At 42.1% G+C, this 26,355-nt stretch carries 25 protein-coding genes; 8 read left to right on the top strand and 17 right to left on the bottom strand.

What is annotated here, in order from left to right:
• Window positions 1-17 precede the first annotated feature (17 nt).
• Window positions 18-2,669 (top strand): glycoside hydrolase family 16 protein, encoded by a 2,652-nt coding sequence (locus J8Z28_RS07350; RefSeq protein WP_250660170.1) that lies wholly within the window; start codon window positions 18-20, stop codon window positions 2,667-2,669.
• A gap of 78 nt (window positions 2,670-2,747) precedes the next feature.
• Window positions 2,748-5,699 (top strand): TonB-dependent receptor, encoded by a 2,952-nt coding sequence (locus tag J8Z28_RS07355; protein ID WP_250660171.1) that lies wholly within the window; start codon window positions 2,748-2,750, stop codon window positions 5,697-5,699.
• A 92-nt stretch (window positions 5,700-5,791) separates the two neighbouring features.
• On the opposite strand, the gene J8Z28_RS07360 is transcribed toward J8Z28_RS07355, so the two are convergent.
• On the bottom strand, window positions 5,792-6,118 hold the full coding sequence (locus tag J8Z28_RS07360) for a hypothetical protein (protein WP_055198712.1): 327 nt from the start codon (window positions 6,116-6,118) through the stop codon (window positions 5,792-5,794).
• Between the two features lie 281 nt (window positions 6,119-6,399).
• On the opposite strand from J8Z28_RS07360, the gene dcd reads away from it, so the two are divergent.
• Both dcd and J8Z28_RS07370 read left to right on the top strand, forming a co-directional pair.
• A complete protein-coding gene (gene dcd, locus J8Z28_RS07365; protein WP_055021131.1) occupies window positions 6,400-6,987 on the top strand; it encodes a dCTP deaminase in 588 nt (195 codons plus the stop codon).
• Window positions 6,988-7,120: 133 nt separating this feature from the next.
• On the top strand, window positions 7,121-9,616 hold the full coding sequence (locus tag J8Z28_RS07370) for an EAL domain-containing protein (protein WP_250660172.1): 2,496 nt from the start codon (window positions 7,121-7,123) through the stop codon (window positions 9,614-9,616).
• On the opposite strand, the gene J8Z28_RS07375 is transcribed toward J8Z28_RS07370, so the two are convergent.
• Entirely contained in the window at window positions 9,582-10,358 is a 777-nt protein-coding gene (locus J8Z28_RS07375) for a CLCA_X family protein (RefSeq protein ID WP_250660173.1), read from the bottom strand. The two genes, J8Z28_RS07370 and J8Z28_RS07375, sit on opposite strands and share 35 nt — an antisense overlap.
• Window positions 10,358-10,957, bottom strand: coding sequence for a tRNA-uridine aminocarboxypropyltransferase (locus tag J8Z28_RS07380; RefSeq protein ID WP_250660174.1), 600 nt, complete (start codon window positions 10,955-10,957; stop codon window positions 10,358-10,360). Before J8Z28_RS07380 ends, J8Z28_RS07375 begins: the two co-directional genes overlap by 1 nt.
• Before the next feature lie 129 nt (window positions 10,958-11,086).
• On the opposite strand from J8Z28_RS07380, the gene J8Z28_RS07385 reads away from it, so the two are divergent.
• Window positions 11,087-11,431, top strand: a complete 345-nt coding sequence (locus J8Z28_RS07385) for an Hpt domain-containing protein (protein WP_058584795.1) — start codon at window positions 11,087-11,089, stop codon at window positions 11,429-11,431.
• A 93-nt stretch (window positions 11,432-11,524) separates the two neighbouring features.
• Window positions 11,525-12,742, top strand: coding sequence for a pyridoxal phosphate-dependent aminotransferase (locus tag J8Z28_RS07390; protein WP_054552951.1), 1,218 nt, complete (start codon window positions 11,525-11,527; stop codon window positions 12,740-12,742).
• Between the two features lie 25 nt (window positions 12,743-12,767).
• Here J8Z28_RS07390 and J8Z28_RS07395 read toward each other — a convergent pair whose 3' ends face one another.
• From J8Z28_RS07395 to J8Z28_RS07410, 4 genes are read right to left on the bottom strand one after another with little or no spacing between them, the layout of a single operon-like run.
• Complete coding sequence (locus J8Z28_RS07395; protein ID WP_055021127.1) at window positions 12,768-13,235, bottom strand: outer membrane lipoprotein; 468 nt, start codon at window positions 13,233-13,235, stop codon at window positions 12,768-12,770.
• 12 nt (window positions 13,236-13,247) lie between these two features.
• Complete coding sequence (gene lpoB, locus J8Z28_RS07400; RefSeq protein WP_055021126.1) at window positions 13,248-13,859, bottom strand: penicillin-binding protein activator LpoB; 612 nt, start codon at window positions 13,857-13,859, stop codon at window positions 13,248-13,250.
• Between the two features lie 10 nt (window positions 13,860-13,869).
• The gene (locus J8Z28_RS07405; RefSeq protein WP_054552954.1) at window positions 13,870-14,295 is read right to left on the bottom strand and encodes a YcfL family putative periplasmic lipoprotein; all 426 of its coding nucleotides are present in this window, start codon (window positions 14,293-14,295) and stop codon (window positions 13,870-13,872) included.
• 8 nt (window positions 14,296-14,303) lie between these two features.
• The gene (locus J8Z28_RS07410) at window positions 14,304-15,668 is read right to left on the bottom strand and encodes a COG3014 family protein (protein WP_250660175.1); all 1,365 of its coding nucleotides are present in this window, start codon (window positions 15,666-15,668) and stop codon (window positions 14,304-14,306) included.
• 137 nt (window positions 15,669-15,805) lie between these two features.
• On the opposite strand from J8Z28_RS07410, the gene J8Z28_RS07415 reads away from it, so the two are divergent.
• On the top strand, window positions 15,806-16,675 hold the full coding sequence (locus J8Z28_RS07415; RefSeq protein ID WP_054561988.1) for a DMT family transporter: 870 nt from the start codon (window positions 15,806-15,808) through the stop codon (window positions 16,673-16,675).
• Here J8Z28_RS07415 and J8Z28_RS07420 read toward each other — a convergent pair.
• The 7 genes from J8Z28_RS07420 to J8Z28_RS07450 form a co-directional block, all read right to left on the bottom strand.
• On the bottom strand, window positions 16,662-17,342 hold the full coding sequence (locus tag J8Z28_RS07420) for a M15 family metallopeptidase (protein ID WP_250660176.1): 681 nt from the start codon (window positions 17,340-17,342) through the stop codon (window positions 16,662-16,664). The genes J8Z28_RS07415 and J8Z28_RS07420 overlap by 14 nt on opposite strands.
• A complete protein-coding gene (dapE, locus tag J8Z28_RS07425) occupies window positions 17,339-18,469 on the bottom strand; it encodes a succinyl-diaminopimelate desuccinylase (RefSeq protein WP_250660177.1) in 1,131 nt (376 codons plus the stop codon). The genes J8Z28_RS07420 and dapE overlap by 4 nt, the downstream gene beginning before the upstream one ends.
• A complete protein-coding gene (locus J8Z28_RS07430; protein WP_054561266.1) occupies window positions 18,469-18,813 on the bottom strand; it encodes an ArsC family reductase in 345 nt (114 codons plus the stop codon). Before J8Z28_RS07430 ends, dapE begins: the two co-directional genes overlap by 1 nt.
• A 5-nt stretch (window positions 18,814-18,818) precedes the next feature.
• Window positions 18,819-19,316 (bottom strand): PTS glucose transporter subunit IIA, encoded by a 498-nt coding sequence (locus tag J8Z28_RS07435; RefSeq protein ID WP_054561267.1) that lies wholly within the window; start codon window positions 19,314-19,316, stop codon window positions 18,819-18,821.
• A gap of 3 nt (window positions 19,317-19,319) precedes the next feature.
• A complete protein-coding gene (locus J8Z28_RS07440; protein WP_054552960.1) occupies window positions 19,320-19,712 on the bottom strand; it encodes an ACT domain-containing protein in 393 nt (130 codons plus the stop codon).
• A gap of 209 nt (window positions 19,713-19,921) precedes the next feature.
• A complete protein-coding gene (pta, locus tag J8Z28_RS07445) occupies window positions 19,922-22,078 on the bottom strand; it encodes a phosphate acetyltransferase (protein ID WP_250660178.1) in 2,157 nt (718 codons plus the stop codon).
• 4 nt (window positions 22,079-22,082) lie between these two features.
• Window positions 22,083-23,297: an acetate kinase gene (locus J8Z28_RS07450; protein WP_250660179.1), complete on the bottom strand. Its 1,215-nt coding sequence runs from the start codon at window positions 23,295-23,297 to the stop codon at window positions 22,083-22,085.
• A gap of 290 nt (window positions 23,298-23,587) precedes the next feature.
• Between J8Z28_RS07450 and yfbV the strand changes: the two genes are divergently transcribed.
• The gene (gene yfbV, locus J8Z28_RS07455) at window positions 23,588-24,034 is read left to right on the top strand and encodes a terminus macrodomain insulation protein YfbV (RefSeq protein WP_054552963.1); all 447 of its coding nucleotides are present in this window, start codon (window positions 23,588-23,590) and stop codon (window positions 24,032-24,034) included.
• Here the strand turns inward: yfbV and J8Z28_RS07460 are convergent.
• From J8Z28_RS07460 to xthA, 3 genes are read right to left on the bottom strand one after another with little or no spacing between them, the layout of a single operon-like run.
• The gene (locus J8Z28_RS07460) at window positions 24,031-24,828 is read right to left on the bottom strand and encodes a putative RNA methyltransferase (RefSeq protein WP_250660180.1); all 798 of its coding nucleotides are present in this window, start codon (window positions 24,826-24,828) and stop codon (window positions 24,031-24,033) included. The genes yfbV and J8Z28_RS07460 overlap by 4 nt on opposite strands.
• Complete coding sequence (locus J8Z28_RS07465) at window positions 24,825-25,475, bottom strand: energy-coupling factor ABC transporter permease (protein ID WP_095209747.1); 651 nt, start codon at window positions 25,473-25,475, stop codon at window positions 24,825-24,827. The genes J8Z28_RS07460 and J8Z28_RS07465 overlap by 4 nt, the downstream gene beginning before the upstream one ends.
• Window positions 25,472-26,281, bottom strand: coding sequence for an exodeoxyribonuclease III (gene xthA, locus J8Z28_RS07470; protein ID WP_250660181.1), 810 nt, complete (start codon window positions 26,279-26,281; stop codon window positions 25,472-25,474). The genes J8Z28_RS07465 and xthA overlap by 4 nt, the downstream gene beginning before the upstream one ends.
• Between the last annotated feature and the right edge of the window lie 74 nt (window positions 26,282-26,355).

Consider the following 26,355-nt stretch of genomic DNA (forward strand, 5'->3'; position numbering starts at 1 on the left):
TGTTAGGGTTCAATGCAATGAACAAATTCAAAACACACTTAACACAACTAGCAATGGCGTTTTCTGTAGCGACTTTAGCTGGCTGCGGTGGCTCTGCCACAGATACAAAAATAGATACTGTCGATCCAACTGAACCAGTTTCAGATTGGGTGATGGTTTGGGAAGATAACTTTGACGGCGATGCCATTGATGACAACAAATGGAATTTCGAAATAGACTGTGCAGGTGGCGGTAATAACGAAAAACAATGTTATACCGACAGTGAAGAAAACGCCTTTGTTGCAGACGGTATTCTTAATATCGTTGCATTGCCTGCAGAAGACGGTGCTGCAAAGCCTTATACATCTGCACGTATCAATACTCGCTACAAAGCCGATTTTAAATATGGCCGTTTTGAAGTAAGAGCAAAACTACCTAGCGGTCAAGGTTCTTGGCCGGCGTTTTGGATGATGCCAACCGACGAAGTTTACGGTGAGTGGCCTCGTTCAGGTGAAATCGACATTTTAGAATCAGTGAATTTAAAAGTCGAAAATGATGATGGCTTAGAGTCAAATATCTACGGCACGTTACATTATGGTCAAGCGTGGCCAAATAACGACAGTAGTGGTCAAGCGTACACCTTCGCGCAAGATTCAAATCCAGCCGATGATTTTCATACTTATGCTATTGAATGGCAAGAGGGTGAAATTCGTTGGTACGTAGATGATTATTTATATGCAACACAGCGCCAGTCAGAATTACTTTATAACGCTGACGGTGAAGCTCTGGCTCTTAAACATAAGGGTTGGTACACAGAGTACTTTGATCAAACAACTGGTGAGTTAACAACTTTCTGGGACGCTGCGCCATTTAACCAAGAGTTTTATTTAATCTTAAACTTTGCTGTTGGCGGTGATTGGCCTGAAAATGTTAATGCCCTTGGTATTGATGCAACTGCATTCGAAAATGGTCAAACTTTTGAAGTTGACTATGTACGTGTTTATGAATGTGCTCAAGATCCAGACACAGGTAAAGGCTGTGAAACAGTTCGCCCAGGTTATGACAATTTAGAAGATGCACTAGTGCAAGGCGCAGCTCCTGCTCCAACGCCACCAAGTGATGGCACTGTTACGCCGCTGACTATTTTTGATAGCAGTTTTAACCCTAACTGGCCTGCATGGGACTGTTGTGGTGGCACAACGCCAGGGTTAGTTGAAGATGAAGACCGTGGTAATGTGGTTGAATTTAGTGTGGGTGCGGAACCTACTGTAAATGGCTTTATTAGCCGTGATGCCTTTATTACCGATGAAAACGGTGAAGCGTCACCTTATGATGCCAGTGCAATGTTAGAAGACGGCTATGTGACTTTTGATATGCAAGTAACGTCTTTACCATCAACGCCAGACGCACCTTGGTTATTTAAAATCGAAAGTGATGAAGGCGCGACAGCCGTTGAGCTAAACCTAAGTGCAAGTACAGAAGGTGTTAGCCCAGTTGCCGGTGAATGGCAAACTTATACCTTCCCACTGCAAACATTAGCTGATGCGGGCTTAAACGTATCACTAATTGATGTAATCATGATTTTCCCTGCATGGGGTCAAGGTGAGGGTGCTGTTTACCGTGTTGATAATGTTGAAATTACCAATGGCGGCACAACAACATTACCTTCATTAACTTTATTCACCGATGAAACTAATCTTGATTGGCCGCTGTGGGATTGTTGTGGTGGTTCAACACCTGTTGAAGTAGTCGACGACGAAGAACACGGTGTTACTGCAGAGTTCTCTATTGGTGCAACTCCTACGGTAATGGGCTTTATTAACCGTACTTCATCAGGTGGTAGTGGTACGCAGTTTGATGCATCAGCATTGGTTGATGACGGCATGCTGCAGTTTGAGATGAAGATCACCTCTTTATCATCAACACCAGATGCGCCTTGGCTATTAAAAGTTGAGTCTAATGAAGGTGCAACAGCAGTAGAAGTTAACCTTAACACAAGCTCAGAAGGTGTTGACCCTGTTGCTGGTGAATGGCAAACATACACGTTCCCAATCAGTACTTTATTAAACGCAGGTTTAGATGTAAGTGCTATTGATGTAATCATGATTTTCCCTGCTTGGGGCCAAGGTGAAGGTGCAGTTTACCGTGTCGACAATGCTCGCATTTATGCACCAGAGCAAGAATCGGCAGCATCAGAGCTGACGCTGTTTGCCGAAAACGTGGCTGATCACTGGAGCATTTGGGATTGTTGTGCTGGTAGCACGCCAACAGTCGAAACTGACGATGAAACTCATGGCTCTGTGGCAGAGTTTCAAATTGGTTCTACCGCTACGGTAATGGGGTTTTTAGCTGATGATGGCGTGAGCTTTGATGCATCACACTTATTATCTGAAGGTGTGGTTCGTTTTGAGATGAAGATAGTTTCAAACGCCAGCGACCAAGATGCTCAGTGGTTATTCAAAATTGAATCAAACGATGCAGGTCAAGCTGTGGAGCTTGCGTTGAGTGCAAGCCAAGAAGGTGTCGAGCCTGTGGTTGGTGAGTGGCAAACCTATACTTATACACTTGCCGATTTACTAAGTGCAGGTCTTGATATTAGTGCAATCGACGTTGTTATGGTGTTCCCGTCATGGGGTATGGGTGAAGGTGCGGTTTACCGTATTGATAATGCAGTTATTGCAAACCCGTAATTAAGATTGGCAACAAGTGATGGGTGCTGATTACAGCACCCAGTATCCATGACAACATATTGCAAAAGCAGGTATATCATGAAAAGCACAAAATTTATTAAAACACCTCTTGCAGCGTCAGTTGCGATGATTTTAACCGCAGGGCTAGGCACTATGTCGGCTTATGCACAGGATGAGCAAGAGAAAGCTGATAACGATATTGAAGTTATCGAAATTAAAGGTATTCGTGGCAGTATGATCCGCGCCATGGATATGAAACGTGATGCAACAGGTGTTGTTGATGCGATTTCAGCAGAAGAGATGGGTAAATTCCCAGATACTAACTTAGCTGAATCATTACAGCGTATTACCGGTGTATCAGTGAGCCGTTCAAACGGCGAAGGTAGCGAAATTACGGTACGTGGTTTTGGCCCTGAGTTTAACCTAGTAATGTTGAATGGCCGTCAAATGCCAGGCACGGGTTATACACGTTCATACGCCCTTGAGAATATTGCCGCTGATGGTGTAAGTGCACTTGAAGTAGCGAAATCAGGTCAAGCTGATGTTCCAAGTGGTGGTCTAGGCGCTACTGTAAATATTATTACAACTCGCCCATTAAATAGCCCAGGCGAAAAGTTTAGCTCGTCTATTAAAGCTATTCATGACTCGTCAAATGAAAAAGGTGATGATCTAACGCCAGAGTTTTCAGCGATGTACAGCAATACCTATGCTGATGATACATTTGGTTTTGCGGCATCATTCTCTCATCAAGAACGTGATTTTCAACAGCAAAGTGCCAATATTCAAGGTTGGCAGGCCAATGTTGACTTACCAACTCTTGATGAAGGTGACTACATTGACCCACGTGCAGTAGATAGCGAAGGCAACCGTGTCGGTAATCATTTCTTCCCGAAAGACATGAACTACAGTATTGCTGATGTTGAACGTGAGCGTACTAATGGCCAAGTAACTTTACAGTACTCGCCAATTGAAAGCTTTACTGCAACGGTTGATTACACAGCAAGTCGTGCAATCACCGGTGTTGAAACTGCAGGTTGGGGTATTTGGAATGAGTTTGGCAGTAACATCAATAGTTATGAGCTTGATGAAAATGGCACAGCGCTTTATGCCGATATCAGTGGTAATGATGGTTCATTCACCGCAAGCCGTGCCACTACAGAAGTTAAAGCACGTTCAATTGGTTTAAACCTAGAATGGCAAATCAATGACCAGTGGGAAGTTGAGTTCGATTATCATGATTCGAAAAACGAAACAGATAACGGCGCAGATGATGGCTTAGGTTCTGATGGTCAAATCATTCTTGGCTCTGACCAGTTACAGAGCAAAGTATATGACTATCGCACTGGTGAGGTTCCGCATGCCTACGTTAATTGGAACAATGGTACTACAGTACTAGACCCAAGTGAGATAGATTCAAACTTCAGTCAGTTTATTTACTCACCAGGTGAGTCTAATGTTGAGCAAGCTCAGCTTCATGCAACCTGGTTCAATGAAAGCTTTGAAATTCCGCTTGTTAAAGTGAAATTCGGTGCTGCAAATACTAAGCAAACTATGGGTGGATTTACCGCTTGGAGTGGCTTACGTGGGGGCCCTGGTTTTAACCCTTCATTCACAGAAATCTTCCCAGATGGCATGTTCACTTATAATGATACTGGCGACATGCTAGACCAGTTCGCTGGTGGTGGTAGTGCCCTTGAGCCTAATTATTACTACACCTATAGCTTTGAAGAAGCGTTAGCTCGTCAACTTGCTTATTTAAATGAAGACTTATTGGGCGATAATCAATACTCAATTGACCCATTTTATGATGGTATCGACAGTGAAAGCTACGTAGAAGAGAAAACGCAAAGCTTTTATGTGAATAGCTTATGGGAGTTCGATGTAGCTAATTACTTCATACAGATTAACGCAGGTCTTCGTTATGAAGAAACTGATGTGACCAGTACGGTTCGTCAACGTGTTGAAAGTCAAGTTAATTGGGTAAGTGCATCTGAGTGGATCATGCAGTACGAAACTGGCGGTACAGATAACTTTTATCAAGAAGAAGGTAACTACGATATTTGGTTGCCGAACATTGACGTAAAAGTTGAAATTACAGACGAGCTTGTTGGTCGTGTTTCGTGGGGTAAAACCATGGCACGTGCGCCGCTGGGTAATTTGGCTGGTGGTCGTAGCTTAACGGGTAGCCCTAAACCAGGTTCGCGTACAGGTAGCCAAGGTAATACTAACCTATTGCCATTTGAATCAACTAACCTCGATTTATCACTTGAGTACTACTACGGCGAAGGCAGTTATGCGTCAGTTGGTTACTTCAAAAAAGACGTAGATAACTTTATTCAAACGCAAATCACTGAAACAACCATTGAAGGTCTATACGATATCTTAAATGGTCCTCGTTACCTTGAAGCTGTGGCATCTGTAGAAGCACGTGGCGAGCAGGCAACGAGTGACGCTGTGTTCAATGAAATGCTGGCATTAGGTTATGGTAATGCGGACGGTGCCATTGAGCCAACGAGTTCAGATCCACTGATGGTATGGAACATTTCTCAGCCACAAAATACTGATAGCAAATCAGTTGATGGCTTTGAACTTGCTGTTCAACACTTATTTGGTGAAAGTGGCTTTGGTTTAGGTGTCAACGCAACATTTGTAGATGGTGATGTTGAATTTGATGTAGCAAGTTTAACTCAGCAAGCTCCACTATCGGGTTTAAGTGATTCAGCGAACTTCCAAGCCTTCTATGATAAAGATGGCTTATCAGTAAAAGTGACTTACGCATGGCGTGACTCATACTTAATTGGTGTTGGTCAAGCGCAAGGTTCATCTGATGCGCCCCCACAATTTGGCGATACCTACGGTCAATGGGACTTAAGTGTTAACTACGACATCAACGAAAACATGACTGTTTTCTTTGAAGGTATAAACCTTAATAACGAAACTGAGCGTGGCTACGGTCGTTACGAAGAGCAGTTCTTATTTGCTCGTCAATACGGACCACGTTACACAATCGGTGCCCGTTATAGCTTTTAATATGTGATCCCCAAAGGAACAAAAGCCGCTCAATGAGCGGCTTTTTTTATTAAAAACGTGATTTTCAAAAAGTGACAATTAATAACACGGGTTTAGAAAGGTTTCTTGCGAGAAAAGAAGTAACTCGAAAAATAGCAAAAAAAGGCAATGCCAGGATTAATTAATAAATTAGGCATAAACACAATATCGGTTTCACCGAAACAATAGAAGTAAAAGACAATAGTGAGTAATGAAGGCAGTGGGAAAAAGAACGTTTCGTTTGCAACTAAGCCAACCACCGACCAGCTAGTTAAAAGTAATGAACCGATAAAAACGAGAAAGCCATGCCATAAATCGTGCTTTTTAGCGTAATGTTTGGCAATTAAAATAGCGGCAACGCATGCTGGCAATGTTATTACGGATAAAATGACGTAATCCATAACAACTTATCCTCATTCTCCTTATAGTCGGGGCATTAAAACAAAACTCAGTACTTCAGATAAATCAGAAAACACTGATCTTATTACCTGAGATGGCTTATCTTATTTTGTTGAGAATTATTCGCGCAACACGCTGATGATTTGTGTAATATATGGCACACTATAGCCACCCCATTTGGCTTTACTGATACACACTCGATTTTTGTTGTGTTTCAACTAGAGCTTAGCGTGTTTTTTCAACTTAAAATCATATGTTTAAGTTGTATTAGGTAGAATAATAAATGAGATTATCAGATACCCATATTCAGCAGTATATTGACGAAGGCCGCATTGTTATAGAGCCTACACCGAGTAAAGAAATGATTTCAGGTGTGACGGTAGACTTGCGGTTGGGCAACAAGTTTCGAGTTTTCCAAGATCATACCGCAGCCTATGTTGACTTAAGTGGTCCAAAAGATCAGTTAAATAAGGCGATGGAATCAATCATGAGTGATGAGATTGTGCTTGCTGAAGAAGAAGCATTTTTCCTCCACCCAGGTGAACTGGCACTGGCTATCACCCATGAAAAAGTCACATTACCAGCAGATATTGTTGGTTGGTTAGATGGTCGTTCATCGTTAGCACGTCTTGGTTTGATGGTTCATGTTACAGCACATCGTATTGATCCGGGTTGGTCTGGTAATATCGTGTTAGAGTTTTATAATTCAGGCAAATTGCCACTGGCGCTTCGCCCAATGATGAAAATTGGTGCCATGAGCTTTGAAACCATGACAAGCCCTGCTGAAAACCCATACAACGTTCGTAAAGACGCAAAATATAAAGATCAAAATTCGGCGGTTGCAAGTCGTATCAGTGATGATAATAAATAATTAGAGTTTGTGTGGCTTTCGGGCCACATAACATTTTGTTACTGAACTTTTTACCTAATTAAAGCCTTCATAATTGGCAATTTAAGCGTATTCCTCCCATACTTTTAGCTGGTGTTTAAAGCACGGAGCTAAAATGCACTTTATTGGAAAGCAAGTCCATCGGGTTATAAAAAAATTGCTCGTATTTCTGTGTTGTGTGTTGTTACACAGCGTAAGTACTTTTGCTGCCAGTGATAGTGCGTCAGTTTGGCTGCTTGACTCCGCTGAGCCACTTGCCAAATTAAGTGAATCCTTGGAACAATCACTACAAAATGCTAAAAAGCTGAATGCACTCGAAAGCAGTTCTATTCGCCTTGCCCCGCAAACATCTCATTGGTTAATAATCGATTTATTCCAACTACCCGACAATAATAATTACGTTGTTTATCTTGGTGAGCCTAATTTAACCTGGGCTAAATTTTATCTTTTAGATGAAAACTATCAGGCTACCAATAATCAGCGACTCGCTTCACTCGAAAGCTTATCAAATGTTCGACCGCACTGGTTAATAGAGCATAGCCAGGGCCATCGCTGGGCATTGGTTAACTTTGAGCACGATAGGGCACTGACGATAGAAGTTGGGGTGGTTTCAGCCAAAATATTTGAAACCAATTTACATCAAATAATTTTAAGCTATGGCGCAATTTTAGGTGTGCTAGTTTTATGTATGTTTGTATGTGCTGTCTATTTTTTTGTATCGCAGCAACCAAAATACTTGGTGTTGGATGCGTACTTCGTGTTGGTTTGTATCGGATTTTTGATTGATAACGGGTTAATAAACTATCTTGTTGATGGTTTAGATTGGGAAGCAAAATGGCCTGTTAATGAGTTTGCATTATGTTTTGTAAGCTATTTTTTATATCACTTTCTAGCGATCCATACCTATACAGTTACGTTTAAAAAGGCTTGGCAAGCTATGATGGTTTGTTTACTCAGCGCAGCCGTGTTGTCATCACTATTGCCTCAGTTTAATCGTCAGTGGCTTTTTATAGTCAGCTGTTTGGGCTTTTTGTGCTTTGCTTCTGTAATCTTTTATAGTTTGATTAAGCGTAAAAACAACCGTACTCACCTGCGTGTTTTTATGCTTTTAACTATTGTTATTCAAGTGCTGAGTCTATTTATCTGGAATGGCTTTGGCATTGGTTACCATGGTGTTCATAACACAATCTTACTTATGGCATCACTTGCGATATGTTCCGTACTGTTATTAAAAGATCGCCAGCAAATCTCAGCGTTTAGCTACTCCATGTTACATGATGCAGATACTAAGCTACCAAATAAGCAGTTTTTACTCGCGCAAATGGTGAAGAAAGTATCGCAGAAACAACACTTTTCAGTTTTATTATTTAAACCTCATGTACTTTCAAATGCCCGCTCTACATTTGGTTTTGAGCAAGCCAATATTTGTATCAATGAAAGATTAAGTATCTTAAATACTCAGCTACAGAGTATGAGTGCACTAAAGCTTGAAATTCAAGCAAGCAGAAGCGCGTGGCTTGCTCACGTTGATGACAGTACGTTTGGCTGTTTAATTATGGGCGAGCTTGAGCTAAGTCACATAGAGCAGTTTGCATGTTTGATCCATGGGGTCTTTGAAGAAGGGCTCACCCATGAAGATATTAATTTAGTTGATAGTGTTGATATTGGGGTTGCCTATTACCCGATGCATGGCAATACCGCGAAACAAATCTTGCAATGTGCGATACAAGCTATGTCTGAAAAGCGTTTACAAGGTGAACGTTGGCGCATGTTCGATTCAGAAACTGCACGCCTTTCTGAGCAAAGGTTATCGATTGCTGCTGCACTTAAAATTGCGATTGATGAGAACCAACTCAGCTTACACTTTCAGCCGCAGATATGTTTGAAAACAGGCAAAGTAGTGGGCTGTGAAGCATTGCTGCGATGGCAGCATCCTGTATTTGGTGAAGTAAGCCCAGATGTATTTATTCCAATTGCAGAGTCAGCAGGGGTGATCAATCAGCTTACAGAGTGGGTCGTTGAAAGGGGCATTGAATGGCAAGCGAAGTTTTGCAAACTAATACCCGATCACGTTATTTCTATTAATATTTCAGCAAAAGATTTATTAAATAAAGACTTACCCGTGCTTTTAATCACTATTTTAAATGAGCAAAAAGTGCGTGCCGAATCTGTGATGCTGGAGCTTACAGAATCTGCAACTTTGGAGGAAAGTAAAAAGATCAAAGCGACACTTGATGACTATCGTTTAATCGGTTTAAAGCTAGCAATTGATGATTTTGGTACCGGCTACTCATCGCTTGCTTATCTGAGCCAGCTAGGCTTTGATGAGGTGAAAATAGATAAACAATTTGTGTTAAACCTGCCATTTTCAGTGAACGATCAGAGTATTTGCCGGGCAACCTGTGACATCGCCACTACTTTGGGTGCACATGTTGTTGCTGAGGGTATTGAAGATGAGCAAAGCCTAGCAATGCTGCAAAGTTATGGCTGCCAATTTGGACAAGGGTATTATTTTTCAAAACCGCTTTGTGCAGATGATTACTTAACTTGGATAAGCGAGGTGCAGAAAGTTGAAATTAGCCTTGATGCAACAGCGAACCTAACTGATTAAAGTAATTCAGCAGTGCTGAAAAGCAGCGCATTGTATGCTGCTCATCTGGGTAGATTAAGCCACTTGTCGATAACCCACTCACTAAAAAGCTATTTTTTATATCAGGGTGCATGGCAATACACTTTTCAAAACAGCGAGCCGCTAGTTCTTCAGGCATACTCATATAAAGTTGCTTTACTTGCCTATCAAAAGCGATAGATTGCTTCACGAACGCATTTGGATTTTCACCTGAGGTGTCTAAAAATACCTGATGGTAAAACTCATTTAAGTGTTGATTAAGTGGATGACTCAAATCTGGTGACTGTTCGAGCCACAGTGCTGAGCAAAATTGCATACTCTTTCTGCTCTTAAATAAATGCTGACAAATATGGTGATCAAACGCATGAAACCATTCATGTGCCAGAGCGCCACCACCGGCATTTTTTGCTAGCGCAAGGGTTTGACTGTGAGCATTATAATGAGCCTGCACACCTTTTTGGCCACTATGACCAAAGGCAAAATTAAGCTTTCCCCTAAGGCCTATTGCCGTTGGGGGTAAAGTCAGTATTTGCGCTAGATCAGCTAAGGCATCGTAAATTAAATTCGCCGCTAATAGCCGCTCTTGCTTATTAACCCAATTGCCAACCACCATGGTACGAAAACCAAAGGTATCGCGAATATCGTCAAAATCGACCTGATCATCAAAGCGATAATCTGGTCCCTGACGGTGAAAACCGGCACTAAGCCGTTTTGATACACGCATTATAAATAGCGTGCCATAACATCATCTGGCATATGTTGGGTTTGCTTATCGACCAGTGCTGCTAATAATCTGTATAGCGGTGTTACATCAAGGCCTTCAATCAGTTTAAGGCTATGAGCCACTGCTTCTAAAGTTGATAAGCTATCTGCGCGTGGTGCTTTACGAATGACGTATTTGTTTTGTGGTATTTGCTTAAAACTCACAGCCTGAAACCCCTGAAGGCTTGGAGTTAATTGCAGCATTTTGTAGGCTTTTTTCCACGTACCATCAATCACAATTAAATGAGTTAAAGACTGTTTGAAAGCATCTGTAGTGGCAGTGTGTTCATCTAAACATAATGCATTATCAGCAGGATAGAGTACCGCAGTTGTTGCTTTTGGCAATGTTGCGAGCTGTAAAAAGTCTTGTTCTGACTCACCTGCAATGATTTGGCAGTTATCTAAGCCTAAATTCAGTAAATTAGCGGTGTTCTTAGTAACTTTTTCCTCACTAGGGTGGCGTAATATAATGATTTTTAGTTTATTATTGATTATGCTTATTGAATCACATAAACAGGTTTTAACTGAAAAGCCACAATGTGAGCACAATTCTCTAGCCATACGAACTCAGGTGTAAATCAAAACTATGCCTAGTATACATGAGCTTAACTCGCAAAGCAGGTTTGCTTTTTAGCTATGAACGGCTAAAGTTGCGATTTATATAATTACGTTTTTGATTAAGGGATAAAGATGACGACAATCACAATTGATGAGAGTGCACTGGAAGGGATGGAATCACTTTTAGGTGACCAATTTGCCGACACCTTGACCTTTTGTTGTAGTGAATTTCAGCGTTTAGGCTCTGAAGTACTTGCAAATCTTGGTTCAGATAACGAAGCAGCTGCAAGGCATGCACACAGTTTAAAATCAAATGCAGCTCAATTTGGTGCTGCAAGTTTATCATCGCTTGCGCAAGAAATTGAACTGACCTTGAACCAAGGTGATGTAGCCACTGCACAAGAAAAATCACAAACCCTTGATGAACAAGTTTCAGGTTCTGTAGAAAAATTACAAGCTTGGTTCGCTACTCGCTAAAAACTTGAATTTATTTCAGTTATAACCGCAATAATCCTCTGGCGTGGTGGCCCCTTACTGGGTTAGTCTTAAGGCTAATTAGTAGAGGTAACCATGTCACAAATCAAAAAGAGTCACAAACTAGACGGTGTCTGTTATGACATACGTGGGCCTGTGCTTGCACAAGCTCGAAAAATGGAAGACGAAGGGCAAAAAGTATTAAAGCTAAACATTGGCAACCCAGCTGCCTTTGGCTTTGATATGCCTGAAGATATGCACAAAGATATCATTCGTAACTTATATTCAGCCCAAGGCTACTGTGACTCTAAAGGCCTCTACTCAGCCCGTGTGGCTGTCTATCAACACTATCAGCAACGCGGATTATTTAATCTTGATGTCGATAATATTTATATCGGCAATGGGGTCAGCGAATTAATTCAAATGACCACACAAGCATTACTTGATAATGACGATGAAGTGCTTATTCCTGCACCGGATTATCCGCTATGGACTGCATCGGTTAAATTAGCAGGAGGTAACCCTGTGCATTATCTATGTGATGAAGAACAAGATTGGTTCCCTGATATTGCTGATATTAAATCGAAGATCACCTCAAAAACCAAAGCGTTGGTGCTTATAAACCCGAATAACCCAACAGGGGCGGTGTATAGTGATGATCTGTTGATGGAACTTATCAATATTGCTCGCGAGCACAAGTTATTGTTACTGAGCGATGAAATTTACGAGAAAATCTTGTATGACGGTGTCAGCCACAGCTCGATTGGTGCGCTGTGTGATGATGTGCCAATTATCACCTTTAATGGCCTAGCAAAAACGTACCGCGCTGCGGGATTGCGTATGGGCTGGATGGTGTTAAGCGGTCGTACTAGCATGATGGACGACTTAAGCCGTGGCCTAGATATGCTGGCATCAATGCGCTTATGTGCCAATGTGCCTGCTCAGTATGCTATTCAACAAGCTTTAGGCGGTGTGCAGTCAATCGATAACTTGATAAACCCTGGTGGTCGATTGTATGTGCAGCGTGATATTGCATGGCGTGGCTTAAATGCCATTGATGGTATTAGCTGTAAAAAGCCTAAAGGGGCGCTTTACGCTTTTGCGAAAGTGGATACGGCGCACTTTAATATTAAAGATGATGAGCGCATGATTTTAGATTTACTCAAAGCTGAGAAAATCTTATTAGTGCATGGTCGCGCATTTAATTGGCCTGATCCTGATCATTTCAGATTGGTATTTTTACCAAACAAAGATGATTTAACAGAAGCCATGAGCAAGATGCAGCGATTCTTTGCTGATTATCGACAAAGCTAAAAAAAGCGAGCCGAGGCTCGCTTTTTTAATAAGCTTTATCAACACGCACCGTGTTATCGGTGAGGTACACCAAACGTACTTTATCACCTTGGTTGAACAGCATTTGGTTGTCTTTATCTTGCACAACCATAAATTGTTCGCCGCTTTCTACTTTGATCATCAATTCAACGAGCTGATACTGTATAACGCGACTGTTTTGTTGGCGGTTGTGGGCAACAGAGCCACCAATCATTGAGCCTAAAATGGTTGCTACAGTACGGCCACTGCCGCCACCAAACTGGTTACCGATAACGCCGCCAATAAGCGCACCACCAAACGTTTCCCAGCCGTTGGTTTTATCTCTGACCAGTTCTTGTTCAGTAATGGTTCGCACTGACTGTACTGAGCCAAACAACACCTGTTGTACAGGTACTGCTTTGTTACGCTGATAGTCAGCATAACTTGGCGAGCTCAGTAATAAACAGCTTGCTAGGATTGCTACTAGGTATTTCATAAACCCTCCTGACTACCAGCCAAAAGTTGATTTCTCACGTGTTTTACGGATTTCAGTTTCATCAGCCCATTCAACTAGGCCGCTTTTTAAATCCATTAAACGCATAGTGAATTTATAATACACATCAGCCTTGTCAGCATTTGATTTAACAATGCTCGATAAGTTACCGTATAACATGTATTGCGCACCCACTTGCTGTCCAAAGGCAATAGCGGTATTTGGATTTACAAGTGGGTCAACGTTTTGGAAGTTAAGTTGTTCGCGCACAGCTTCAACGCGGGTCATATCAACAAAGCGGAACTTACCACTGCGTAATAACTGTGTTGAGATTGAATCAGTAATTGATTCAGTATCAATGTGCTCGCTCGTTTTGTTTTTAATACGCTCAACAAACACGATAGGGCGGGTATTTGCTGTCATGGTACCAACCACAGGTGAAGCAAGTAACGAGTCTGTCATTTGGCTTGCTACTTTTTGTAGATCCGTTGAACCAAAGTTGATATCTGTGGTTTCTACGGCTTGCGCATCACCATAGCTAACAACGGCTTTGTTAGCACAACCAGACAGCAACAAAGCGCTTGTTATTGCAACGGCCGCAGCCGACTTAACAGAAAGTAATTTCATTGTAGTATCCTTAATCTTCAAATTCTTGTGCTTCTGTTGACACTTCACGCACTGCAAGCGAGAAGGTGACAGCATTTGCTGTTGGGGCTAGGCCCGGTAATTGGGTCTTAGCAAATCCAAATAATGTAATAGGTTGCCAAGGTGAGTGATTGCCGCGAATAACAAAGCCATCAGCGTCATACCAAGTAAATTGATACTGTAAGTATTGAGACTTTTTGTACTGGCTTGCCAGTGTCACAACAACATCTGTTAAGCCATTTGTTTGGCGTGTTTTTACATCTGTAATGGCTAATTTCTTGCCAAGTTCAGGGTTATTAACAATCAGTTGTTGGTTATACTGTTGTGATGCCTGCTCAACACCAATGCCAGAAGTGGTAGGGCGTGAGGAGCAAGCCGCAACAAGTAAAATGGTTAATAGTGGCACTAAGTATTTCATCATTGCTCCTAGAGTTGTACAACATGTGTGTCGTAGTAGTTATTTATAGAGGTTAGAAAAATCAAGGTTAACCCTTGCTTACTAACCGTAAAGTCTATTTCGCCATGCCCTGGCACGGTTAAAGCGTGCTGACCTGCTGGCATCGCGTGCTGCGCAATACTCAGTTGACTAGGTAAAGTCGACCAGCTTCGCGTATCAGCCTGCTCTGATGCAATGTTATAAATATTCGCTAAAATATTACCGACATCGCCGCCGCTTCTTGCCAATTCTGCACGCATCTTTTCTTTCGCAACCAAACGCATAATTTGGCGGGTTATTCTGCCAGCACTTTGATCTTTTAACGTCTTTGCTGCCAACGCTTCAAGCCTAACAATGGGCGTCAGTGGCAAATTTTCGCCACCAAGACTCACGGTTTTATCACTGCCCGCATAGGGCGCATCGCGATAAACTGGCATCGCAATACTGTAAAAGCGTGCATCACCACGGGAGGTATAAATGGGTAACCGTAAATGAAACTCTTGCCTTGCTGGTATCAAACCTTGCTCTGCAATTACAATTACTTGGCCCGTGTTTGCTTGAGTCTGCTTTAGCTTGCCAAAGCGTTTGCTAAATTCTTCAAAGTCCTGATCAAACCCTTGTTTATTGGCAAGGCGTAACACTGTTTGCTGTAAGTAACTATTTTCGCTATTTATTTCGAGTGCTTTCTTATAATCGATATAGGCATCATCAAACTGTTTATCTGCCTCATAAAGTAGGCCAGACAAATAAAACGTAAAGGCATTTTGAAAGCCATTTTTAACATTGCCAATTAGCTCGGCCATATCAGGGTAGCCTTCGGCTGCCTTTTCTGCTTGTTCATCAAGTGCGGCTTGATTGTCTTTAAGTGCATCTTCTTGCACTTTATTAGCACGCCTAACTTCAACTAATGCAGATTCAAGTTGTTTATTAAATACATAACTCAGTGCTTTGTAGCTATGCAGCATGGTCATTTCATAAGCTGCTGGCTCATAACCAATCACTGAGTCATTGGTTAATAATGAATTTGTTTGCTCAAGGCCTGAACTTAGTTGTACTTTGGCTGCTTGACGCTTTTTTTCCATATTTTGATAAACAGCTTCAAAGGTCTCATTGGCCTCGGAATTTTGTTTAGCCAAAAACTCAAGACGGGCCGTTTCAAGCTGATTCAATAAATAGTTACTATGGCCTCGGCTGTTACTTGGCAAAAGCTGCTGAGCACTTGCTATGTTATTTTGAGAAACAGCTTGGCGCACAGGTCTTAGCTGCGTCGCATAATCTTGGAATAGATCAGTAATACCTATGGTACTGCAACCAGATAACAGTAAAGCAGCTCCAATAAATAAACGTCGATGCACTGAACACTCCTTTTAAACAATGTACTGAGATTAGCATACGCGGCTTAACCTTCTATGATAAATTATGTAAAAAATCGTAAGTTAATTGTCTAATTTTAGGTCTTATCTTTTTTAAAACCAAAAGGATAACTCATTTGTTGAGCACCATACTGTATACCTTGATTGCACTTTGTGCGTTTGCAGCCAACTCTTTGCTGTGCCGAATGGCATTACAAAGTGGTGATATAGATCCGTTAAGTTTTACTGCCATTCGCTTAGCAAGTGGAGCGTTTATGTTACTAGGCTTACTTTTATGGCAAACAAAGCTAAAGCAAACAAAATCACAATCAGCTAAACCTTTAACCGATAAAGGTAACAATATCAGTGCCCTTAGTTTATTTGTTTACGCGCTGTGCTTTTCAGTTGCCTATGTTGATTTAAACACAGGCACAGGCGCACTTATCTTATTTTCGGCAGTACAATTAACCATGATAGGCCATAGTGTTTTAAATAAAGAGCCACTCAGTAAAGTACAGTGGGGGGCTTTGTTTGTTGCTTTTGCGGGTTTTATTTACTTAATGCTGCCCTCAGCCACAGTGCCTTCTTTCATGCCAGCAATGCTCATGGCGTTAAGTGGCGTGGCATGGGGTGTTTACAGTATTCGCGGAAAATCATGCAGCTCACCTTTGCAAGCAACCAGCTTTAACTTTCTAAGAAGTTTAATACTTGTGCCAATTTTAGTCTTACTAGCCATGGTTGATTGGCAAGGTATTACTGCGAGTGGGGTTTATTTGGCGATAGCTTCAGGAGCGCTTGCATCTGGGCTTGGCTATAGCATTTGGTACATTGCACTACCTAGGCTTAAAAGTAGCCAAGCAGGGGTGGTGCAGCTAACCGTGCCTGTGCTTGCCACATTAGCTGGGGTGGTGGTTTTAGATGAGCAATTAACAGCGCGTTTAGTTGTAGCCAGCGCCTTAATTCTTGGCGCTGTACTGGTGTTTTTAATGGCTAAAATTAGGGCGTATTAATATTTAATACGTAGCGTTCATATAGGGTGTTTAGTTCGGCTAGTATTGCTTGCTTGCCGCTAAGCTCACTTTGTTCAATACATTGCTGTAATGTTGCAACTGACAAATACTCTATCATCTTAGCTGATACACCGATATGGCTGATATGCCAAGGCTCAGGGGCAACTCCACCTTTGTATTCTTGGTAAGGGCGATAAAAACCATACTTTTCTAGGTTATCGTCAAGCCATGCAGCAAGCTTGGCAAAGGGCCCTGTGGGCGAATACTCATCAGGCGTTAATTGTAGCTCGTAATCATCGTCAATAGGGCGGGTATCGTAAATGTCGAGGTCGGTACCAAAGTGGTGCCTGCTTGCCCCCGGAAGTGCTGAGTAAAGCATAATAGCGTGGCACTTTTCAGTATCACTTAGGCTTTCTAAATCTACCGTTTGTTGCTTTAGGGTGTAAACCGATCGAAGGCCCTGAAATTTAGCATTCCAAATAGCACTTTGACGATGAAAGTCTCGAAAGCTTGAGGCAATTGTCAGATCAATACCTGCTTGTTTTGCTCCTTGCTGCAGAGCTACAAAATCATCGACAATATCACGATGCAAGCGATGATTTTGTAGCTCAACTAAATGTGAGCTACTTAACCCCGTGGCACATTGTTTAAGCTCGGTTTGGTTCATGTAAGCAGTTGCTCTAAAATGACTTCGTAAATATCAGCTAGTTGAATTAAATCATCCGTGCTAACACATTCATCTACTTTATGAATGGTTTCATTACGTGGACCAAGCTCAATGACTTTGGCACCCGTTTGCGCAATAAAACGGCCATCAGAAGTACCGCCGGTGGTTTCAAGCGCGGTGTCGCGTCCAGTCACCTGCTTAATAGCGTGCACGGTGGCATCAACTAACGGACCATGATCGGTTAAAAACGGCAGTCCATTAACAATCCAATTTAGCTCGTAATTCAGGTTGTGTTTCTCAACAATTTCTACGACTCGCTGTTGTAGTTCTTGGTGAGTCACTTCAGTGCTAAAGCGAAAGTTAAATTGAATTTCAAGCTCACCAGGGATCACGTTACCGGCACCGGTGCCGCCGTTAATATTCGAAACTTGAAAGCTGGTTGCAGGGAAAAATTCGTTACCTTGATCCCATTCGGTTTGACTCAGCTCAGTTAACGCAGGAGCAGCTAAATGAATCGGGTTTTGCGCTAAATGCGGGTAAGCAACATGGCCTTGCACACCTTTCACGGTTAAAAAGCCAGTTAATGAACCGCGACGTCCATTTTTTACCACATCGCCAAGTACATCACGTGAAGATGGTTCGCCAACTAGGCATAAATCAATCTTCTCACCACGTGCTTCAAGAGTATCGATAACACGGGTTGTGCCGTTGATAAACGGGCCTTCTTCATCAGACGTAATTAAAAACGAAATTGACCCTTTATGATCTGGGTGCTTAGCCACAAAACGCTCGGTGGCAACCACCATGGCAGCCAGTGAACCTTTCATATCGGCTGCGCCGCGACCATGTAACATACCGTCTTTTACCAGTGCAGAAAAAGGCGGGTGCTGCCAATTTTTTTCAGGACCTGTTGGTACAACATCAGTGTGACCAGCAAAACAAAAATGCGGTGACGCATCTCCCTTACGAGCCCAAGTATTCAAGGTATCAGTGAAAAACAGTGATTCAATATTAAAGCCTAGTTTTTTAAGGCGTTCGTTCATTAACGCTTGGCAACCAGCATCTTCAGGCGTTACTGATTCACGCTGAATAAGCGCTTGAGCAAGTTCAATAACAGGGTGAGTCATTAGGCAAAGATCTCATCGTATTGAGCTGCTTTAAAACCTAAGTGGTATTGGCCGTTATGCACAAGTACCGGGCGCTTGATCATCGCAGGTTGCTCAACCAGCAATGCTAATGCAGATTCTTTATCTAGGTTTTGCTTTTGCTCATCAGATAATTGACGGTAAGTTGTGCCGCGTTTATTAACTAAATCTTGCCAATCAATGTGCGCTGCAAATTCGTTAACTAGCTCAGCACTAATGCCGTCTTTACGGTAATCATGGAAAGTAAATTCTTGATTGTTATCAGTTAAATATTTCTTGGCTTTTTTGATTGTATCGCAATTGCTGATACCGTACATGATAGTCATAAATTCTACTTTTTAGTTACAGTGAGTAATGTGTCTACCCCAGCAGTGACCTGAGATAGTGAATAATATAGGGGTCCAAGGTGTTGGCTATTGAGAACGCACAGTGTGCCAAGCATAGGGCTGCTCAGCTCGCGTAAATCAAAATAGGCTAATCGTTCACCTTTGCTAATTTTACTGCCGTTTAATTTAGCAATATTGGTGTGGTTGATATGTTCTTCAACCGATGAAAACGATAAGTTTAATAAAACTTTTAAACCGTTTTTTGCTTGTAAAATGTATTCTTTACCGGCATTTTTAACTTGTAATAGGGTGCCATCGAATGGCGCGATGATGTTGTGGCTAGTTAGTTCAACACTAATCCCTGGGCCAAGGGTGGCAAAACGAAAAAATGGCTCAGGGTGTTCGCTAATGCTTTTTACACGCCCAGTAAATGGGCTTTTAATGGCCATGCAGCGTGCTTTTCTGAGGCTGCGTTCGGGTAAGTATTGAACTTCGTTAGTCATGGCTTATTTAACATCACCTAGCACATGGTAACCGTCTTTTTTCAGAGCTGTAATGGCTTTTGCCATACTTTGCTTTTTCACCAATACATAATCTGTATCGTAGGTTGATAAAGCAAAAATCGAGATCGACGCTTTTGCTAACACGCCAGAAATATTCGCCATAATACCAGTTAACGAAAAACCAAGTGGGCCAATAACTTCAAGTGCTTGCCAGTCGGTTTCTTGATCAAGACTGTCGAGCTGAAAACTACTAGGGCAAACAATAGACAGCTCATCAGCCGTTTTTGCAATAAAGAAAATAGCTTGTTGGAGTAAGGCAGGATCAATCGTCGCATCGACATCTAAACTATGAATGGTAAGTTCTTCACTATGAAGTTGTAACGTTTGTTTTGACATCTGCGATCCTATCTTTGAAGCCTTTGAATTTATAGTATAGGTAAACAAAGTTAAGATAAAGCGCAATAATTTTGATTGCTGAGGTTTTACTCAATATCGCTATTGAGGTTGTCCACAGAATCTGTGGATAAATATGGGAATAGGTACGTATAAAGAAGCTAATAGGCTAATTTATAAAGGTTTTATAAATTAGCCTAAATTTTGAAGGGTTAATTTTCTAAGCTTTCAACTTGCTTAGCTTGAATCGCTGTAAGGGCAATGGTGTAAACAATGTCGTCTACTAATGCACCACGGCTCAAATCATTTACCGGCTTACGCATACCTTGAAGCATTGGGCCAATACTAATTAAATCGGCACTACGTTGTACGGCTTTATAAGTTGTATTACCCGTATTTAAATCAGGGAATACAAACACTGTTGCTTTACCTGCAACCGGGCTGTCTGGTGCTTTCTTAAGTGCTACGTTTTCCATAATTGCAGCGTCGTACTGAAGCGGGCCATCAATTACTAAATCAGGGCGCTTTTGCTGGGCAAGCTTAGTGGCTTCACGCACTTTTTCTACGTCAGCACCTGAACCCGAGGTACCCGTACTGTAGCTTATCATTGCAACACGAGGTTCAATACCAAACGCGGCCGCTGAATCCGCTGATTGAATCGCGATATCGGCCAGTTGCTCTGCCGTTGGATCAGGGTTGATAGCACAGTCACCGTATACCAGAACTTGATCAGGTAACAACATAAAGAACACTGATGATACCAACGATGAACCCGGTGCAGTTTTAATTAACTGTAGCGGTGGGCGAATCGTATTCGCTGTAGTGTTAACAGCACCCGACACAAGGCCATCTACTTTGCCTTGCTCAAGCATCATCGTGCCGAGTACAACATTATCAAGTAGTTGTTCTTGAGCAACCACTTCTGTTAAACCTTTGTTTTTACGAATTTCGACCATAGGCGCAACGTAGTCGTTGATCACATCACCTGGCTCAACAATGGTTACGTTATCGTTAAGATCAACACCCTGTTGCTCAGCAATTCGTAAAATCTCTTCTTTGTCACCAAGTAGGATTGTTTTTGCAATGCCACGTTGACCACAAATTGCTGCGGCTTTAATCGTGCGCGGCTCATTACCTTCAGGTAAAACAACCGTTTTCTTCGCTTGACGGGCTTTATCTGTTAGTAAGAAGCGAAACGCTGGCGGAGACATTTTACGAGTTCGGCCAACACTTTGTGCCAGGCTGTCTAACCAGTCAGAGTCAATGTTACTAGCGTTGTGATCTTTTACTTTGTCGATACGTTGGTCATCATCGCACGGTACTTCCATATTGAAGTTGTGCAGTAATAAAGACGTGCGCCACGTATCTTCTTGTGTTGCCAGGATTGGTAGGCCGGTATTCATAGCTTGTTCGCATAATTTCATGATGCGATCTTCAGGTTTAAAGCCACCGGTTAATAAAATAGCCCCAAGCTTGGTACCATTCATGGCTGATAAACAAGCGGCAACGAGTACATCAGAGCGATCGCCCGGAGTAACTAGTAATGCACCCGGGGTAAAGTGGCTTAAAATATTCGATACAGTACGAGCACAGAAAGTAACGCGACGTAAACGACGATGAGCCATGTCGCCTTCGTTAATAACTTCGGCCTTTAGGTATTCACATAAATCACGCACACGCGGCGCTACTAGGTCGAAATCCCACGGGATTGAACCTAATAACTTAAATGGGTGTTTTCTGAAAATAGGCAGTGATGCTAAACGGTTTAATTCGTTTTCAAGTTGCTCAGGCTCATGGGCTTCAACAAGGTCTGCACGGGCGCGACCTTCGTCATCTAAAGGTGCATTAACTTTATTGAAAATACAACCTAGCACGCGAGGGTGGTTAACACCGCCATAGTTGCCTGAGGCAATTTCTAAACGGTCTTCAATTTGGTCGTTGCTATCGTTACTAGGTGTTAAAACAAAAACAATATCAGCACCCAGTGTTTGCGCGATTTCACGGTTTACACGGCCAGCATAAGGCTGACGACGTGTTGGAACCATACCTTCGATAATAGCAATTTCGTCTTCTTTAATGGTGCTTTCAAAGCGCTCTACGATTTCTTCTAGTAAATCGTCGCCTTTACCATCACCAATCATTTGCTCTGCATAGCTAAGCTCAAATGGTGTCGGCGGATTAATTGGCGAGCCATGGGTGACAATTTGCGTCGACTTTTCAGGACCTGTATCGCCAGAGCGTGGCTGTGCAATTGGTTTGAAAAAGTTCACTTTAAGCGCTTTTTGCTCAAGTGCACGCACTAAACCAACAGAAACAGATGTTAAACCAACCCCAGTCGAAATAGGGATCAACATAATTCTACGTGCCATATACTTAACCCTCCTTTGCAATGCGGGCTGCATCGTTAGCAATAACCCATTCTTCGTTAGTCGGGATCACAAACGCTTTAGCATGCGCTTGGCCTTTTGAAATTAAGCCTTCTTTACCAAAACGTGCCGCTAAGTTTGCAGCTTCGTCACACTCAAGGCCTAAAAAGCCTAATTGAGTTATTACTTTGTCACGAATGATGTCTGAGTTTTCACCAATACCACCGGTGAAAATAAGTGCATCAAGGCGTTGTACAGGTACTAAGAATGCGGCGATTTGCTTTGCTAAGCGGTAGCAGAAAATATCGAGTGCAAGGTTCGCTTGCGGGTGGCCCTCAACGGCGGCTTCTTCAATAGTGCGACAATCATTTGATAGTTCACTAATACCTAATAAGCCACTTTGCTTATTAAGTAAGTCATCAATTTCTTGTACTGAATAATTTAGTTGCTGGGTTAAAAACGTGAATAAACCAGGGTCGATACTACCACTGCGGGTACCCATCACTAAGCCTTCAAGCGGTGTAAGGCCCATACTGGTATCAACACTCTTACCATCTTTAATCGCACATACCGAACAACCATTACCTAAATGTGCACTGATCACATTGGTTTGTTCGCGCTCTTTGCCGAGCATTTTTGCCGCTTCACCTGCAACATAATAATGGCTCGTGCCATGGAACCCATAACGTCTTACGCCGTGCTCTTTATAAAGCGAGTAAGGTAGGGCGTATAAGTAAGCAATATTTGGCATGCTTTGGTGAAATGCCGTATCAAATACAGCAATTTGTGGCAGCGCTGAGAACGCTTGCTGTGCAGTGCGAATGCCCAGTAAGTTGGCTGGGTTATGAAGTGGAGCAAGTGCGGCTGTTTTTTCGATAGCTGCAAGTACATCATCGTCAATAAGCACAGATTCGGTGAAATGCTCACCACCGTGCACAACACGATGACCCACAGCAATTAAATTATCTGCAAGGCCTAGCTCATTAACTAGCTTCACAAGCTCAGCAATTGCTGCATCGTGGGCTTGGCCCTTTGCAAGCTCAATAAGTTGTTTTTCACCATTATATTTATATTTGATTGAAGGGGTGTCTGAGCCAAGGCGCTCAGCTAAACCAGAAATAACTTCGTCAGAAGTGGCGGCATCTAAAATGGCAAATTTTAAACTTGAACTACCACAGTTCAGTACTAAAACATGTTGTGGTGAGCAAAGGGGCGTCGACATAGCTAGGTCCTAAAAGTACGATATCAGTCAGTGTATATTAAGGCTTGATAATTAGAATTCTTTGCCAGTATAGTAAATAAGTATTTTGTTGCTACACTTAACAAAGCTAGGCTGTAATTATACTAAAGTCTGGTTGACTTAAGCCGATAACATTTTATCTCATTTAGACTTTAAACGTTAGTCTCCTAACCATTAATTTGGTATTAAAACTAGGACAGGTTTTGCAGGGATTGTATCCGGGAGTGTGTTACACTCGGTTGTGAAACAAGTTGAAAACCCTAGGAGTGATGATGCAAAAAGGTGTCATGTCACAAGTGCAAACAGGTCGTCAGTACGCTAAAAAATGGCCGATGCGACAAGAGCTCGCTCCATTGTTTGCCGAATTTAGAGTGATCAAGGCCACTGATCTGGCAATTACAGTGATGCCAATATTGGCAATGCTGACCGTATTTATGCAAGTGAATTACTTAGGTAGTGATTATTTTCCACAAGCTATCACTATCGCGCTTTTCTTTTTATCACTACCACTTCAAGGTTTGTTGTGGCTAGGCCGCCGTGCAGAAACGCGTTTAGAACCAGCAATGTTAAGCTGGTATACCGAGTTGCACAGTAAAATGAAAGCGCATGGTTATCAGTCACAATTAACGACTGAAAAACCACGCTACACTGACTTAGCTCAATTATTAAAAGATATGTTCGAAAAAATGGATAAAGCCTTCACTAAAGAACACTTCTAATCGCGAATAAACTGGCTCACATAAAACGATAACGTTACTTTTTGTGGGCCTTGTTGCTCTATCTGTTGCCAATGTTCTGGGCGAAACTTCCACGCAAACGGCGTCATCATAATTAAATGTTTAACCTCATCGACCGACAACAGCACCTGTTGTTCTAACAAGTTTATCGACTCTTTGCTGAAGCCTGCTGGTGGTTCTATCTCTGTATGTGGTTTCACATCAGCATAAATAAACGCTTTTAACTCTTTAAGGTGCCAAGGGCCAGGGCTTGCAACAATTAAACTAGCTTGCGGTTTGGCAAGGCGAGCAAGTTCTTGTGCAAATAAAGGGGCAAACACACTAACAAGCACATCAGCCTGCGCATCTGCAAAAGGGGCTTGGCTAATCGACGCGACACTAAAATGCGCATTTTCGTAACGCTTAGCGGCGTATTTTACCGCGGGTTTAGAAATATCAACACCATATACATCAGCACTCGACTGCGCTGCAATTGCTTGAGTGTAAAAGCCTTCACCACAGCCTAAATCAATCACTGAACTTGGTTCGAGAGATGCCACTAGCTCTGCTAAAGCTTGCTGTAAAAACAAATAGTGTCCGGCACTTAAAAAAGTGCGGCGAGCTTGCACCATTTCAAGATTATCCCCTGGTTGTTTAGACTTTTTATTTTGCACGGGAAGTAAATTGACATAACCCTCTTTGGCGATATCAAAACTGTGGTTGTTGTCACAACGGTAAGTTTTGTCGTTTAGAGTAAGTTCAAGTTTGCAAAGCGGGCAGTGATAGTGAAGACTCATGAGTCTAAATAGTCCTTATCATAAAAGGTTTTAACCCAATGAGGGCGATATGTGATCATCAAGGTAATGGCCATGCCATTGAGCATTGCTTCAGGAAACCAAATTATGGCACACAGAATCAGATAGTTTTCTGAAATCTCAATAAAACTGTAATCACCAAGCAAGTAATAAAACACACCGCTGGTAAGTATTTTAATACAGGCGATAACAGCAGCGGTTAAAAACGCGCATAAAAAGATATAAATAAAAAAGTGTCTCGGCAGGTAGCTATAGCAAAGCACAAAACACAAATAGCTCAATGTAATTGGTAAAAAAGCAGTAAACAATAAATGCACTGGCAGTATTGATACTGGCAACTGAGCGACTAATACCAAGAGTAAACTTGCAAGAAGGCTTGCAAAAATAGCCAGTCGCCAACCTAAAATTAGGGTCACTGCAGTGAGCCCTAAAATATGCAATTCGAGACCTGGCAATATCCCCGCTTTAATGCGCCACAGTACCGCAAGTACTAAAGCACATGCGAGCACACCAACTTGTCTTATTGGCGTTGCCAATAATTGTGATGCGCTTTGCTTATCAAAGCTGAGCCAAAGTATTAGAGCCACACAGCTCCACAAAGGGAGCTGCCATTGCAGTGTGTCTATCATGCGTTAAATGTTGACCAAATTGGCGCATGATCAGATGGTTTTTCGATACCACGTAATTCGTAATCGATACCAGACTCAACACAACGTTCAGCAAGAGCATGGGTTGCTAAGATCACATCAATACGTAGACCGCGGTTGTCATCAAAACCTTTTGAGCGGTAATCAAACCACGAGTATTGCTCAGTTTTTTCTGGGTAAAGTTCACGGAAGGTATCTTTAAAGCCCCAGTTTAATAAATTGCTTAACCATTCACGCTCTTCAGGTTGGAACGAACACTTACCTGTTTTTAACCAGCGCTTACGGTTTGGTTCACCAATACCAATGTCGAGATCGGTCGGTGAAATATTAATGTCGCCCATCACAATAACATCTTGCTCTGGCGTGTGGTTATCTTCTAAGTGAGTCATTAAATCTTTATAGAATTGACGCTTATAAGGGAATTTGGTTTCGTGGGCAATATTATCCCCTTGCGGGAAGTAGCCATTCATCACCGTTAGGTCACGACCATTTTCTTGTGTCACGGTAACACTGATCATACGACGCTGTGATTCGTCGGTATCGGTTGCAAAGCCTTTAACTACTGATTTCGGCTCTTGTTTACATAACATAGCCACGCCGTAATGCGCTTTTTGACCGTGAAAATAAACGTGATAACCCATTTTTTGCACATCTTCGAGAGGGAAGGCCTCATCATGTACTTTGATTTCTTGTAAGCCAATAATATCTGGTTGATGTTTATCAATTACGGCTTGCAATTGGTGTAAACGAGCGCGCAGGCCGTTAATGTTAAATGAGATTACCTTCATGGTGCACCTATTATTTTTGTTTCAGTGTTTAGCGCAATTCTATCATCAAACTAGGGCTTATTCATGAGCTAATT

Source organism: Pseudoalteromonas sp. SCSIO 43088 (assembly GCF_023650795.1).
GTDB classification, from domain to species: domain Bacteria; phylum Pseudomonadota; class Gammaproteobacteria; order Enterobacterales; family Alteromonadaceae; genus Pseudoalteromonas; species Pseudoalteromonas shioyasakiensis.